At 49.4% G+C, this 15,084-nt stretch carries 11 protein-coding genes; 5 read left to right on the top strand and 6 right to left on the bottom strand.

Annotation, left to right across the window (positions count from 1 at the left end; genetic code table 11):
* Positions 1-24: 24 nt before the first annotated feature.
* From DSM2777_RS22985 to tamA, 3 genes are read right to left on the bottom strand one after another with little or no spacing between them, the layout of a single operon-like run.
* A complete protein-coding gene (locus DSM2777_RS22985; RefSeq protein ID WP_061555234.1) occupies positions 25-378 on the bottom strand; it encodes a gamma-glutamylcyclotransferase family protein in 354 nt (117 codons plus the stop codon).
* Positions 378-4,304 carry an autotransporter assembly complex protein TamB gene (tamB, locus tag DSM2777_RS22990; protein WP_061555235.1) on the bottom strand — a complete coding sequence of 1,309 codons (3,927 nt, stop codon included), beginning with the start codon at positions 4,302-4,304 and terminating at the stop codon, positions 378-380. The genes DSM2777_RS22985 and tamB overlap by 1 nt, the downstream gene beginning before the upstream one ends.
* On the bottom strand, positions 4,301-6,037 hold the full coding sequence (tamA, locus tag DSM2777_RS22995; RefSeq protein WP_046460114.1) for an autotransporter assembly complex protein TamA: 1,737 nt from the start codon (positions 6,035-6,037) through the stop codon (positions 4,301-4,303). The genes tamB and tamA overlap by 4 nt, the downstream gene beginning before the upstream one ends.
* A 273-nt stretch (positions 6,038-6,310) precedes the next feature.
* Here tamA and msrA point away from each other — a divergent pair, with 273 nt between their 5' ends.
* Both msrA and paeA read left to right on the top strand, forming a co-directional pair.
* A complete protein-coding gene (gene msrA / locus DSM2777_RS23000; RefSeq protein ID WP_156088305.1) occupies positions 6,311-6,931 on the top strand; it encodes a peptide-methionine (S)-S-oxide reductase MsrA in 621 nt (206 codons plus the stop codon).
* Positions 6,932-7,181: 250 nt separating this feature from the next.
* Positions 7,182-8,528, top strand: coding sequence for a polyamine export protein PaeA (gene paeA / locus DSM2777_RS23005; RefSeq protein ID WP_061555237.1), 1,347 nt, complete (start codon positions 7,182-7,184; stop codon positions 8,526-8,528).
* 139 nt (positions 8,529-8,667) lie between these two features.
* Here paeA and DSM2777_RS23010 read toward each other — a convergent pair whose 3' ends face one another.
* Positions 8,668-8,874 (bottom strand): DUF1107 domain-containing protein, encoded by a 207-nt coding sequence (locus DSM2777_RS23010; protein ID WP_004093669.1) that lies wholly within the window; start codon positions 8,872-8,874, stop codon positions 8,668-8,670.
* Positions 8,875-9,205: 331 nt separating this feature from the next.
* Between DSM2777_RS23010 and DSM2777_RS23015 the strand changes: the two genes are divergently transcribed.
* A complete protein-coding gene (locus DSM2777_RS23015) occupies positions 9,206-9,763 on the top strand; it encodes a YtfJ family protein (protein WP_061555238.1) in 558 nt (185 codons plus the stop codon).
* 4 nt (positions 9,764-9,767) lie between these two features.
* Here the strand turns inward: DSM2777_RS23015 and cysQ are convergent, their stop codons facing one another.
* A complete protein-coding gene (gene cysQ, locus DSM2777_RS23020; protein WP_061555239.1) occupies positions 9,768-10,508 on the bottom strand; it encodes a 3'(2'),5'-bisphosphate nucleotidase CysQ in 741 nt (246 codons plus the stop codon).
* 906 nt (positions 10,509-11,414) lie between these two features.
* Here cysQ and DSM2777_RS23025 point away from each other — a divergent pair.
* Positions 11,415-13,364, top strand: a complete 1,950-nt coding sequence (locus DSM2777_RS23025; RefSeq protein ID WP_061555240.1) for a bifunctional 2',3'-cyclic-nucleotide 2'-phosphodiesterase/3'-nucleotidase — start codon at positions 11,415-11,417, stop codon at positions 13,362-13,364.
* A 51-nt stretch (positions 13,365-13,415) separates the two neighbouring features.
* Here the strand turns inward: DSM2777_RS23025 and DSM2777_RS23030 are convergent, their stop codons facing one another.
* Entirely contained in the window at positions 13,416-14,213 is a 798-nt protein-coding gene (locus tag DSM2777_RS23030; protein ID WP_061555241.1) for an aminoglycoside phosphotransferase family protein, read from the bottom strand.
* Between the two features lie 130 nt (positions 14,214-14,343).
* Between DSM2777_RS23030 and ytfE the strand changes: the two genes are divergently transcribed.
* Positions 14,344-15,015: an iron-sulfur cluster repair protein YtfE gene (ytfE, locus tag DSM2777_RS23035; RefSeq protein WP_046457077.1), complete on the top strand. Its 672-nt coding sequence runs from the start codon at positions 14,344-14,346 to the stop codon at positions 15,013-15,015.
* Positions 15,016-15,084 lie beyond the last annotated feature (69 nt).

Consider the following 15,084-nt stretch of genomic DNA (forward strand, 5'->3'; position numbering starts at 1 on the left):
TTTTACTGTCAGATAAGCAGCGTGTTATTCGCCACATTCCTGATCGCGTTTCAACCAGTCGCCGCATTTGATACGTGGCAAACTGTCTACCGAGTACAGATAGATATATATCCACGCACTGCCAAATGGCGTTTGAATCAGCTCTCTACGATAATCCTTGCTGTTGCTCTTCAGCTCATCCAGCTCGGCTAAAATGGAAGAGTTAATGCGATAGACTTCGCAAAACACCTTTCCCTCGCCCGGAACTACTGCCGGGAAATGGCCGAGATCGTACATCTCGTACCCTTCAAGCTCACATTCACCCAGCAACATGGCGTTAGTCATCCAATGACTATTGCCCTGCTTACGACGTAGACTTCCATATACAATAATTCGCATCACTCAAACTCAAACTGATAGAGCAAATCGAGTGCCTGATCGAGTCCAGACACCGCTTCCAGATATAATTTTGGCATTAGGCGATAGCGTAACGTTAGCGTCGCCAACGAATCAAATATCCCAACACCATATTTTACCTGTAATCCTGGTAGTACATAACCACTCACAACAACCTGTGAGCTGTCTCCAACGCCCTGAGCGTCCAGAGATAAATTACTCACGCCAAAGGTTTCGCCGATTTTACCCACCAGCTTACCACTTTGCGCCACACCCATGCCGATCAGCATTGATGTCATGGCATTACTGTCCGTTCCCGAACTTTCTAATCCTTGCCCACGCAGCAAATAAGACAGCGCCATCTGCTGTGACATGGCAGGATCTGAGAATACTTCTAGTTTCGGCTGATCAGCAAGTCCTGTTACACGTACCCCGGCAGTTACGTCATCTTCCGTGGCGTCAGGGTTACGAATTGCCTCAATATTCAGCAATGGCTGCTCTGGTGGCCCAGAGAAGATCAGTTCACCTTTGCGGATCAACAAATCTTGTCCATACGCGGCAAAACGACCTTCAGGAATATTCACCTGACCATTTAAGCCAAGACCATGTTCGTCTTGAACCATCTTCAGATCGCCCTGCAATTTCGCTTTCAGACCGAATGCATCCAAGCGAACGTTAGGGCCAATGTGAATATTCAAATTACTGTTAATCGGAATCGACGCCGACGCAGGCGTTATCGGCTGACGCTGGTTATTCAGCATCACCTCATCCGACGATACCGACACCGCGCTTTCAGGCAGTTCCTGCACCGTAATTCGCGCCCAAGGAATACCCACCGAGCCGTTTAAAGCAAACATCTTCGGCGTCGCTTCAAACACAATATCCGGTGACACATCCAAACGCACCATCGGCGGAACAGTTACGCGAACGCGATCTCCTTTCACTGCAATCTGCGCTCGCCATGCATCAATCACACGCCAATCCGCATTACCCGTCAGATTAAGTTGCCCACGCGAGGTTTTGATCACCCCTTGCAGCGCCGAACTCATCCCCGCAAAGTTAACCGCTAGATTGCCGTCAGTGATATCAAATGGCATAAACTGCCCATCGATATCTACTTTATCTAGCGCCATACGTCCGAAGATCTGCGGCTGCTGAGCGTTACCACCTAAGCGTAACGCCGCATTCAACATCCCCTGCGCTTTTTCTCCAGACATCAGCGCAGGATTCAACATCGCCAGCGAGATGCTCTTGATGTTCACGTTACCCGACAGATTTCTGCGTCCTTGAGGATCGGCAATCTGAACGTTTCCATCGAGCTGGCCATTGCCAGCAATTCGTATCAGCCAATCAAGCTGAGCACGACCATGATTCAGCGCTGCGTTCAGGTTTAACGTGTCAAAGGCAATAGGTAGCTGATTCCCCTGAACGGCCTGCTGCACCTTAACGCCTTTGCCAATAAGCGAAACTTTCGCCTCCGGCAGCGCCTGACCTTCCTTCCAGCTCACGTCCGCTCGCCCGGTAAATACCCCGTTCAATGCGGTATCTGGCCCCAAGAACGGCTTAATCATGGCTAAATCGAAGCGGTTTAATACCACGCTGGCGTTGCCGCTCGCGCCTGCTTCAATCGTTTTCGGAACACAAACCTCAGCGTTCGGGTTTAACCAGCAATGTGGGCCAACGCTAATCTTCTGCTGCTGATTAAGATAATCGAGCGCGATAGGTCGGGTTAAGCGCCACTCGCCAACCGGAGTATCAAAGCGCGTATCGTTTAAAGTCCCCTGCCAGCGCTCAGTGGCGCGATCAAAACTGCCTTTCAGCGCTAACTGACCAGAAAGCGGATCGCCATTGATTTTCAGCTGCAGCTGATGCTGTTTCTCACTGCCTTTGGCATCCAGCGTTAATAGGCTTATCAGGAAATCATCCTGTTTCAGTTGCTCAACGCGCGCGTTCAGATTGCCTTCAATCTGCTCGCCAGAACGAACATCGCCGTCCAGCTTCACTCGATTGATGGTTAGCGTCTGCCACTGCAAACCAGACGCCGTGAGATCGGCCAATACCTGCGGCGCTTTTAGATTGCCACGCAGTTTCAACGTGCCTTTCGCCGTGCCCGCTAAACCCGGCAGATTACCATCAAGGCGAGGCGCATCAATAACGGCATCCAGCGCCCACTTATCAGAGAGCTCGCCGGTGATATCAATCTTGTTGCGGCCTAGGCCAATATGCATCTGTGGAATTTTCCACTGACCCGCCTGATTGCCCGTCAGATTCCCACGCACATCAACCTGATTTTGCTTCACGTTACCATCGAGCTGAAGCACCGGAACACGTAGCTGCCAGTTTCCACCGTATAAACTGCCCTGCGTTTCAATATTGCCGTTCAGCTTAGCCGGCCATTCAGGCCACTGTTTCGCCGTATTGATACCATCAAGCGTGAGCTTACTCTTCCAACTGATGGCTTTGCTCCAATCAACCAAGGCTGAAAGATCGGTATTCCCCTGCAAAGCAGCGACACGCAAACGAGTTAAATTAAATTGTTGGTCGGTCCCTTTACCATCAAGGGTAATTTTGGCTGCTGGAATTTCATTGCCGCTAACATCGGTTCGCAATGACAGCGCATAGGCCTTACCACTACCGTTCAAGCGCAGGCGAATATTTTTCGCTTGATACTCTGGCGTCCCCACCAAAGGCCACTGCACGCCTGGGCTTTCCAGCGTCAAAGCCAGTGGTAAGCCCGCCGTGGCTAATTGGGTTTCTGCCGCTAACGTCGCTTTTACCGGGCCGGATAAATTAGCATCCAGCGTTAATACATCGCGCAGATCGCCTTTGATACCGAGCTTCAATTTTTCGCCTTTAACCGGATCAACGTTCAAATCTGCATTCAGGCGGAAATCCATCGGCCACTGATCGCTCAGCGTCGCCTGACCATGCATGGATACGTTACCCTGCGGCGAACGAACCTCCAGCGTATGCAAACGCAGCGCGCTATCTTTAGTCACTGCCCTCACCAGCAACGAATTCACCACAATATCGCTGTCGCCGGTGATACGTAATTGCTCACCAGAAATCCGCTTAACGGTCAGATCCAGTGGCAAACGCAGTTCTGGCAAATCAGGCAGCAATGGTTTAGCAAACAGCTCAGCCAGTACTTCACCTAATGGCTTCTCAATCGCTGCTTTTTCCGCCTCAGCCTGTGCATCTTTCTGCGCTTCGGCCTTTGCCTGCTCAGGCTTGGCAACCTGCTTCACCACGTGCTCCGCGGCATCGGAAGCTGCCTGCTTGGCGCTATCGGCTGCGGCATCCATCGCTGCCTGAGTCACCGGCTTATCTTTAACAGCAACCGCAACCACCTGATCCTGAACCGGCGTTGCAGGCGTTTTCGGCAATGCCACCAGCAGAGACTTAATGTTGGTTGGCAACAGCGTTAAGCCGCGATCTCGCCATTCAGCACCGGTTCGAAACTCTTCCAAAGAAATAGCGGTGTCATCGACCGTGACGTGAACGTTATTGATACGCAGCAAACGGATCGCCACGGGATAAGGCGCTTTCAGCTCGGTCAGCGGTTCACTGGTGGTTTCTGGCGTAGGCTCAGAAGGTGCCAACTCTTGCGTGTTAATAGCAACGTCAATCTGATTGGCCGTTAGAGCATTCAGGCACAGTTCGCTTTTTTTCAAGCAGCCGATATCAACTGCCAGATGAAACTCACCAGCTTTCACTTTCACACCGGGCATTTGGTAAGAAACGCCGGTTAACGTTAGATTACGCCACCCGCCGGTTACGCCCGCGATATCGAGGCCCGGCACCCAACGCGCCGCGCTGTTGATAACAAAATGAAGCCCCGGCGTACTGATTACGGTGCCAATTAGACCAACCACCAGCAATACGAGCACCAGCAAAAAGATCAGGCTGAATTTGATTACACGTCTCATAGTTCAGGCCCCAATCCGATGTAAAACTGCAAATCATGGTTATCTTTATCACCAACCGGTACCGCAAAATCGAGCTTGATTGGCCCAACCGGTGATTCCCAGCGCACGCCAACACCCGCGCCGGTATAAAAATTACTGCGTTTGATATCGTTCACCGCTTCACCAGAGTCCACAAAGGTGGCACCCCACCACTTTCCAGTGACGTTATATTGATATTCCAATGAACCCGTAGCGAGTTTGGAAGCACCGGTTAACTTGCCGGAGCTATCTTCCGGTGAAATTGATTTGTATTTATATCCACGAATACTGCGGTCACCACCGGCGAAGAAACGCAGGTTTGGCGGCACTTTCTCGAAGTTATTGGTTTCAATCCATCCCACGTTTCCGCGTACCACAAAGCGATGTTTTTCGGCTAACGTGCGGATCCACACTTGCTGAGCCTGCACTACGGCGAAGTCAACGTCAGAGCCCCACGTGGTATCGGATACATCAAATGAATAGCGCTGGCTATCACCCCATACCGGCATGAGCCCACCGCGAGAGCGGGTGCGGTTCAGCATAATCCCCGGATACAACAGCATGGTGTCGTTCGACACTTCACCCTGCGTAAAGTGGTTAAGGCTCCAACGCAGGTTAACCGAACGCTGCCAGCCACTCGACAGATCCCAATATCTCGCCACGTTCAGCGTGGTGGTATCTTCTTCGGTATCATTGAGATCGGTACGCTTAAAACCGCCCTGCAATAGGTAATATTGCTCAATCGGGTTCTTTAGCAGCGGAATTTTGTAGCTGAAATCTGCGGTTTGTTCTGGTGCAGAAAGGTTAAGCGAGGTTTCGAAACTGTGCCCATACGAGTTAACCCAAGGACGTTTCCACGTCGCCTGTACGCGCGGCCCCACGTCGGTAGCATAGCCACCGCCAAGCTCAACGGTATTACGCACTTTAGGAGAAACCACCGCGTCTAGCGGCAGCTCTTTATCGGCGGTTGCCTGTTTAAAATCAGGCGATACCACTACCGAGTTGAACCAGTTGGTAGCGGATAGACGACGGCTGAATTCAGCCAACTGCTCAGAAGTGTAATATTCACCCTGTTTGAAAGGCACCAAGTGCTGCAAATACTCTTCTCGGATCTGCGAACCTTCAAAAGTCACATCGCCAAAGCGGTAGCGTTTGCCGCTATCGAAATCGATATCCCAAAATGCTTTGCGCTCATCCTCGATAACACCAAGCTGATGCACCGGCATCGTGGCGTCGAAGTAGCCTCTGCGCACCGCAATAGACGTTAGGGAGTTCTTGAAACTATCGTAAGTGCCATGGTTAAGCACAGTGCCAATTTTAGGCTCACCGGTTTTTAGCAGTTCTTTATAGGCAGAATCATCTTTAGCCTGCCCTAAAATTTTCACGTCAACGCCCGCAATCAATACGGGTTCACCGGCCTTCACCTTCGCAATCAGCAAGGGTCTTTCAGGCGGTTTTTTATCTTGATAATCAAATTCAATGGTTGGCTGATAATAGCCGAGCGCTTTCAGCCCCCGCCGAATAGACTCATCAACTCGGGCGCGAAAACGGCCATCGTTGCTGACTTCATCATTTTCGATGGTGGAAAGACTGGCTCGTACGTTCTGTTCGAGCGACCCGCTTAAACCTTCAACTTTTAAGCGAACTTGCGCTGCATTGGCCAATGGGGATGCCAAAAAGAGGCATATAAAGCCAAAGAGACGAAATCGTGGCACGCGAACTCCTGAAGTTTACCCTACCCGTAAAACATTCCGTCTGTCAGGGGGAACTGCTATCCGACGGAATTCAAAAATGTGCATGTGCACCAGTTTGCAATGCCATTAGTAACATGGTTGCAATAATTAGGCATATTGTGCGCAAAGTAAGTATGAGATACAACTAATGACCGAATTGATCTAAATAAAGTAATCACTAAAGTTATGTATATAGTAGCTGAGTGATACATAAATCTAAGACAGGAGCCTCCTGTGGCTAACGCAAATCATAATATTCAACCACTTACGGCAGAGCACGCGCTTCCTGGCCGCAATACCCCTATGCCTATTGCTAAAACACACGCGGTGAACGGAAATTCTATGACCGAGGTTCCAGAAGGAATGGAAACCGCCATTTTCGCTATGGGATGCTTCTGGGGCGTAGAACGTTTGTTCTGGCAGCAGCCGGGGATTTACAGTACGGCGGCTGGATATAGCGGCGGATTCACACCCAATCCAACCTATCGCGAAGTATGTTCTGGCCAAACGGGTCACGCGGAAGCCGTGCGCATCGTGTTTGATCCAAAAATCATCAGCTATGCAAAATTGCTTGAGCTGTTTTGGGAAAATCACGATCCCGCTCAGGGCGATCGTCAGGGAAATGACATTGGCAGCCAATACCGTTCTGCTATCTACGTGCTTACACCGCAACAGCAGGCTGAAGCGCTGACCAGCGAAACTCGCTTTCAGAAAGCGATGAAAGAAGTCAACGACTCGCGCGAAATCACCACCGAAATTAGCGCGGCCAAACCGTTCTACTATGCAGAAGATGAGCACCAACAATATCTGTATAAAAACCCGCATGGCTACTGCGGCCTGGGCGGCATTGGGGTATGCCTGCCGCCACAGCTTTAATATTGTCGAGAACCCGCTTCACGATTAAAATTGGCTAATAGCAATGGCTTATGAAGAAGTGAGCACCTTTTAATCTCTAGCTGGTTTCTCATGGCTGCTGCTATACTAGACGCGGGTCACAGAAATGTGGCCTCGTTAATAGTAGTTAGTACGCGGCATAGTGCGCAAAAACTAGCCGTTTTTTGTTAAACTCCCATTAATCACTGCCCTTCACTATTCCCCGGAGCACTCCGGTCGAAGCGGATAAATTATGTTAAACAGTATTTTACTGATCCTGATATTGATCGCGATAAGCGCCTTTTTTTCCATCTCGGAAATTTCACTGGCTGCCTCTCGCAAAATGAAATTGAAAACAATGGCTGATGAAGGCGATATCAACGCTTCTCGTGTCATTGCACTCCAAGAACAGCCTGGTTACTTCTTTACCGTGGTACAAATTGGGCTAAATGCCGTCGCTATCCTCGGTGGTATCGTCGGTGACGCCGCATTTTCTCCAACCTTCCGGATTCTGTTTGACCGCTTTATGGCACCAGAAATCTCCGAGCAGGTCAGCTTTATTTGCTCATTCGTGTTGGTTACCAGCTGCTTTATTTTGTTTGCCGACCTCACACCGAAACGCATCGGTATGATCGCCCCTGAAACGGTCGCCGTTCGGATCGTCAACCCGATGCGCTTCTGCCTGTTGGTATTCAGACCTTTGGTATGGTTCTTCAACGGCCTTGCCAACATGATCTTCCGCTTATTTAAGCTGCCAATGGTACGTAAAGACGATATTACGTCTGATGATATCTATGCCGTCGTTGAAGCCGGTGCACTCGCGGGCGTACTGCGTAAGCAAGAGCACGAGATCATCGAGAACGTATTTGAGTTGGAATCTCGCACGGTTCCTTCTTCTATGACGCCGCGTGAAAGCATCATCTACTTCGATTTGAGCGAAAGCGAAGAAAGCATCAAAGAAAAAGTCTCTACTCATCCGCACTCTAAGTTTTTAGTTTGTGATGGGGCAATCGATCACGTGGTGGGCTACGTTGACTCCAAAGATTTGCTGAACCGCGTATTGGGCAATCAAAGCCTCGTGCTCAGCAGCGGCGTGCAAATTCGCAACGTGTTAATCATTCCTGATACGCTGACGTTATCTGAAGGGTTGGAGAGTTTTAAAACCGCCGGTGAAGACTTCGCTATTATTCTGAACGAATATGCGTTGGTGATGGGTATCATCACGCTTAACGACGTAATGACCACGCTGATGGGCGATCTGGTTGGTCAAGGCCAAGAAGAGCAGATCATCGCTCGCGATGAAAACTCGTGGCTGGTTGAAGGCGTTACGCCAATTGATGATGTGATGCGCGTGCTGGATATCGAAGAGTTTCCGCAGAACAGCAACTATGAAACCATCGGCGGCTTCATGATGTATATGCTGCGCAAAATTCCAAAACGCACCGACTACGTCAAATACGCGGGTTATAAGTTTGAAGTTGTTGATATCGACAGCTACAAAATTGATCAGCTGCTAGTAACTCGCTTGGCTGAACGTCCAGCGCCGATCATTCCCGATGCGGCTGGCGATTTAGAAAAAGCAAAAGAAGCAAATACCTAAGCTCAGCGCTTCAAACTGAATGACAGAAACACAAACGGCCCGCAAGGGCCGTTATCATTTTCCTACTTTCTAGCCTATCAACTCTAGCCTATTCGCTCTAGCTTAGTAGCAACACAGCAGGGAGCTCTTCCCAATCTGCCTATGCCATTTCGGCCTGCAGTCGTGTGACTTGACGATTGATCTCAGACATCGCGCTGAGGTGGCGTTTGTCTCGCACTTTCGGGGGAAGAACCTTCCCCATGTCGAACTCGAAAGCGCCGACATCCTTGATATATAACCGTCCACGAAACAGGGTTTTTACATACTTGGCGACAAGAAGCGGATTGTAGCGTTGGAAGATTTTCATTGTTGTGTTTACCTCCCGGTAATGACATGCGGCAGGGTATAAAAATTCAATCAGCCAAAACGGCTGCACGGCCCCTATCCGCGTAATGGAGTATAAATATAGACTGCTTTCACAACTTTGGGTTCCCATAAAGCGGCATTTTTCACTATATTTACCTCAACTGACAGAATGGTATGCAAAAAGTCATACCCAGTATGAAATAATCGCGCAAAAAATGGGGTTTTAGCCTTACAGAATAAAACTTTCGATCACACTTCAAAACAGGACAGACCTCCGATCACAATCTATGCTTTTGACACGATCGTTCTGACTGTTTATTTAGGGAGCCTGCATGAAACTACAAAAACACTACTTACTTCCGTTGCTGCTGCTATCGATGTCAGTTTCGGCACATAATTTTCAGCAAGACCAGCGCGTCGCGCCCGTGGGTATCAGCGACCGTGGAGAGCTGAACTATCAGAATAATGAGTTTAGCTACAAAAACTGGAACAGTGCCCAGTTGGGAGGAAAAGTACGAGTCATTCAGCATATCGCTGGACGTACTTCTGCCAAGGACATGAACGATCCATTAATTGAAGCCATCAAGAAAGCTGGTTTGCCGCACGACAGATATCAAACCACCACCATCGTGAATACTGATGACGCGATTATTGGAACAGGGCCATTCGTTCGCAGCAGTATTGAAAGCAGCAAGAAGGAGTTTCCGTGGTCGCAATTTATCGTTGACGATAAAGGTGCTGCGAAAAAAGCATGGGACTTACAGCCAAAAGGATCGGCGATTGTCGTTCTGGATAAACAAGGCAACGTAAAATTTGCGAAAGATGGCGCGCTGACGCCGCAGGAAGTACAGCAGGTTATCGGCCTGCTGCATCAGCTGTTAGGTTCTTAAAAGCCTAAAAGAGAGAAACACGGAACCCCGGATTCAGGAAGGATTCTGCCGGGGTATAATCCAGCGTTTTCCCCTGCCAATCGCGGATCTGCGCACCAGCAGCAAGCGCAACCGCATGCCCCGCCGCCGTATCCCAAACGTTAGTTGGCCCGAAGCGTGGATAAAGTTGAGCTTTCCCCTCTGCGACTAAACAGAATTTCAGCGAAGAACCTACGGCAACCGTTTGATGCTCACCCAACTGAGCCAAATAATCTCTCAACTCGTCATCGGCATGGGAACGGCTTACGACTACCAGCGGTGGATTAGCATTGCTGACGTGGATTTGCTCGCGCACACCATTCTCTTCTTTCCAAGCTTTACCGCGCTCCGCACAATACAAAGCATCGTTAACCGGCGCATAAACCACGCCCATCACAGGGGCGCCGTTTTCGATCAGGGCGATATTGACCGTGAACTCACCGTTGCGGCTAATAAACTCCTTGGTGCCATCTAACGGATCCACCAGCCAATAGCGTTGCCAATGTTGGCGGATCGCCCACGATGGCGGATCTTCTTCAGACAGCAAAGGGATCTCAGGCGTCAGTTTCGCCAAGCCATCGCGGATCACACGATGCGCCGCCAGATCTGCCGCAGTGACTGGAGAGTCATCAGATTTATGCTCTACGTTAAGAGGTTTATCGTCTTGATAGACGACCATTATTGCCTCTCCGGCCTCACGCGCCAGTCGGGAAATTTGTTCTAACATACCTACCTCTTTAAACAATGATGTCGTTTAGAAGACTAGTTTTTTTTGTGTTGAATAGCCATCTTTTGGTGGGTATAGCGGAGTGTTTCGCACTTCTAGAAAAACAGAGTGATGATTAACCTATCTGATATTTATGTAATCGCGATGTAAGGTTTCGACCGCCTCTCAGCAACGGTATTCACATGCAAACTAAGTGAAGGCGTCCGAGTCGGGTGCGCCAGCGCGCGCACCCAACACCCGCGCGCTTTTATCCGAGATGCCATCTCCGCTCCGGTTTGGTATCGCCCATCCCGGGCGCCCCAAACTCCACCGGTACATCCCTGTACCGGTGGCTCTCTCTACCAAAACTTAAACAATTAAAAGATAAAAAAAGAAGAGATAAGAAAATAAGAAAATCTTTGTCTTTTCAATGTTAGATGGAATGCATTTTAGAGCCGCCAGCAGGGATGCTGGTGGCAGGTTGAGGGCGTACAGGATGTACGCTCCGAGACCGGTCGGCCAAACGGCTCGGTGAAAAGCGCGAGAGTCGAGAGGTTGCGCGCTGGCAACCTCTCGTCGGACGCCTACGCCAGTAGTTTCATGGAAACACAGATGCTCACGGGCGGACTAAATCTTTCACCGTTCTAACATAAAATATTCTAGACGTAAGGTAGCGTTTGAGCCTCCACACTCGGACGCCTACACCAGTAGTTTCATATAAACGCAGATGCTCACGGGCGGACGAAACCTTACACCATATCTAGCATACTCAGGCAGTGATTAAACCACCCCACCCCCCCCCATCTGTGAACTCCCCCACGGACGCCTTCTCCTTTATCTGGCAGAGTTCACACTTCTGGAAATACCTTCATCGTAGTTACACGTTTAATTGCGATGCTTGTCATAAATACACTCATGGAGATCACCATGTCCGCTCGCCCCCTTTCTTACTCTCTGCTGGCCCTGCTTATTGCTGGTTCTGCGCAGGCTGCGACCGTTGATTTACGCATACTCGAAACCAGCGACCTGCACAGCAATATGATGGATTTCGATTATTACAAAGATAAGCCCACTGAAAAGTTTGGCCTAGTGCGTACCGCAAGCCTCATCAACGATGCTCGCCATGAAGCCACCAACAGCGTTTTAGTCGATAACGGCGATCTCATCCAAGGCAGTCCATTGGGCGATTACATGGCAGCGAAGGGATTGAAAGACGGCGAAGTTCATCCCGTTTATAAGGCGATGAATACGCTGGATTACACCGTGGGCAACATCGGTAACCATGAGTTTAACTATGGCTTAGATTATCTGAAGAAAGCGCAGGCCGGAGCGAAATTTCCCTATATCAATGCCAACGTGGTCGATGCCAAAACCGGTGAACCGATTTGGAAGCCGTACCTGATCGCTGAAAAGCAGGTCAAAGACCGTGATGGAAAAATGCATACGCTGCGCATCGGCTACATTGGTTTTGTGCCACCACAAATCATGACCTGGGATAAGTCCAATCTGGCGGGCAAAGTGAAGGTAAATGACATCACTGAAACTGCCCGTCGATATGTACCGCAGATGAAAAAAGAAGGCGCCGATCTGATTGTCGCCATTCCACACTCTGGCTTATCCAGCCTTCCTTATCAGGCCATGGCTGAAAACTCGGTTTACTATCTGAGCCAAGTGCCGGATATCAACGCCATTATGTTCGGTCATTCACACGCTGTTTTCCCGAGCAAAGATTTTGCCGATATCAAAGGTGTTAATATTGATAAAGGCACGTTGAACGGTATCCCTGCCGTGATGCCTGGACAATGGGGAGATCATTTAGGTCTGGTCGATCTGGTGATTAACAACGATCAAGGCAGTTGGAAAGTCGAAGAGGCAACTGCGCAGGCACGTCCAATTTACGATCTCGCGAATAAAAAATCATTGGCGGCAGAAGACGCAACTTTAGTTAAGGTGCTGAAAGACGATCACAAAGGTACCCGTGATTTCGTCAGCCAGCCTATCGGTAAATCCAACGGTAATATGTACAGCTATCTGGCGCTGATCCAAGACGATCCAACGGTACAGATCGTAAATAACGCCCAACGTGCCTACGTGGAACACTATATCCAAGGCGATCCGGATCTGGCCGATATCCCCGTGCTGTCTGCCGCAGCGCCGTTTAAAGTTGGCGGGCGTAAAAACGATCCGGCCAGCTATGTGGAAGTCGAAAAAGGTCAGCTTACCTTCCGCAACGCCGCCGATCTTTATCTGTATCCAAATACGTTAGTGGTCGTCAAAGCCAGTGGCGCCGATGTGAAAGAGTGGCTGGAATGCTCCGTTGGGCAGTACAACCAAATCGATGTGAACAGCAACAAGCCTCAGGAATTGATTAACTGGGACGGCTTCCGTACCTACAATTTCGACATCATTGACGGCGTAAATTATCAGGTTGATGTTAGCCAGCCTGCGCGCTATGACGGCGAGTGTGCACTGATAAACCCTAAATCCGAACGTATTAAGGCACTCACATTCAACGGCAAACCGATCGATCCTAAAGCCCAATTCCTCATCGCGACCAACAACTACCGCGCCTACGGTGGCAAGTTTGCAGGAACCGGCGATAAGCATATTGCGTTTGCTTCACCTGATGAAAATCGCGCCGTACTTGCCGACTATATTCGTACCGAAACCCAAAAACATGGCGCAGTCACTCCGCAGGTCGATAACAACTGGCGGCTCGCGCCGATTCACAGCAAAACCCCGCTGGATATTCGCTTTGAAACTTCACCGAGTGAAAAAGCGAGTAAATTCATTTCTGAACATGCCCAGTATCCGCTTATCAGCAAAGGCCAAGATAATCTAGGTTTTGTGCTGTATCAGATTGATCTACAGAAGTAATACTAAGTCCCCCCGCTAGTTAGTAGTGGGGGGATATTCTTTATAAACCAATCAGATATCCAATTCGTCAGCGGCAAATCTCGCGATGCTCATGCGGCTAGCAACATAATCCAACTCATTATCTTCTAGAAACCAAGCCGCCGATAATCCCGCGTAGGCCATAATCCACATCAGCAATCTTTGCCTATCTAAGTTTGCTGCCTGCGTAACCACGGCGAGCTGGCGCAAAAAACGCTCGCGCTGTGTACACGTTGAAAGCTCAGGATTGCAAAACAAGTTTGCATAATCATAACCGCGCTCTCCGAATAAGCCTTTTGGATCAATCGCTAGCCATCCACGCTCACCAAAATCTAAAACATTTCCATGGTGTATATCACCGTGTAAAACCACTTCGTCTTGTGGGCTAGACAGCAACGTTTCGGCAACCGAACAACACAATGACATTAGTGAACCATGAGATACAGCCTGCCGTAATGCGTTAAAACGCTGATGCAGTGTCTCCAGCGGAGGTGTCGTTTCTTCACGGCGAGTGTGCAGCTGAGTAACCACACGGCAAATAATCTGGCTCGCCTCATCGTCTTGGCTATGTTTAGCCATATGCAGCAGATTTTTGGCTCCGCACGCACGCTCCATCAGCAAGGCTTCGTTATGATGAGCAACAACCTTCGCAGCACCATTGCCATTCCACCATTGCATTAAATCGGCACCACGGCGCTCCTCTTCAACCAGAGCAAGTTTCAGCATTAATGGAATGCCATCGCATAATACTGGCAGTAGCTGACTGCTATGTGTCTGTATCGGTGCGCCATCAGCCTGTAAATTCCACCGAGTTAACCAATGGGAAAACATCATCTCTCCTCACTTTTTATTTGTTGGATTATCGCAAATGACTCAACAACCCCCAAAGAGTTATGGCTTAATCTATAAATTGCATTTAAAATGCACTTTATAAAATATAAGCATCCTGAGGAACATAACTATGGCACTACGCGATCTATCATTAGGCGAGCTAGCAATCACCATCCCACGTGCAACGCGTCTTTTCCGTCAGCATGATATGGACTTCTGCTGTGGCGGCAAACAAACTTTATTGCGCGTAGCCACCAAAAAGAATCTGAATGTGGATGAGCTAGAAGCGCAGCTGGAAGCCCTTAAGAGCGAGCCGAACAACGCCACCGCACACGACTGGCGTACAACGCCGTTGGCTGAGATCACGCCGTTTATTGTTAAGCGCTATCACGATCGTCATCGTGAACAACTGCCTGAGCTGATCCTCATGGCGGAAAAAGTAGAACGCGTACATGCCGACAAGCCAACCTGTCCAAAAGGTTTGGGTAAACAGCTGAACTTAATCTATCAAGACCTCAGTCAGCACATGATGAAAGAAGAACGTATTTTGTTCCCGCTGATTGAGCAAGGGATGGGCGCACAGGCTGGCGGTCCAATTTCAGTGATGGAAAGCGAACATGACGACGCCGGTGAACAGCTGGAAGTGATTAAGTTCTTAACCAACAATGTCGTTCCACCTGAAGGTGCCTGCAATACTTGGCAAGCCCTCTATGCTGGAATCAACGAATTCATCAATGATCTGATGGAGCACATCAGCCTAGAAAATAACTTACTCTTCCCACGTGCGCTGCGTGGCGAATAACAAACCTGTCACTCTAGAACGTAAAAAGCCGGCAAACGCCGGCTTTCGCATTAATTAACGTTAATCCAA

This window comes from Obesumbacterium proteus (assembly GCF_001586165.1).
GTDB classification, from domain to species: Bacteria; Pseudomonadota; Gammaproteobacteria; order Enterobacterales; family Enterobacteriaceae; genus Hafnia; species Hafnia protea.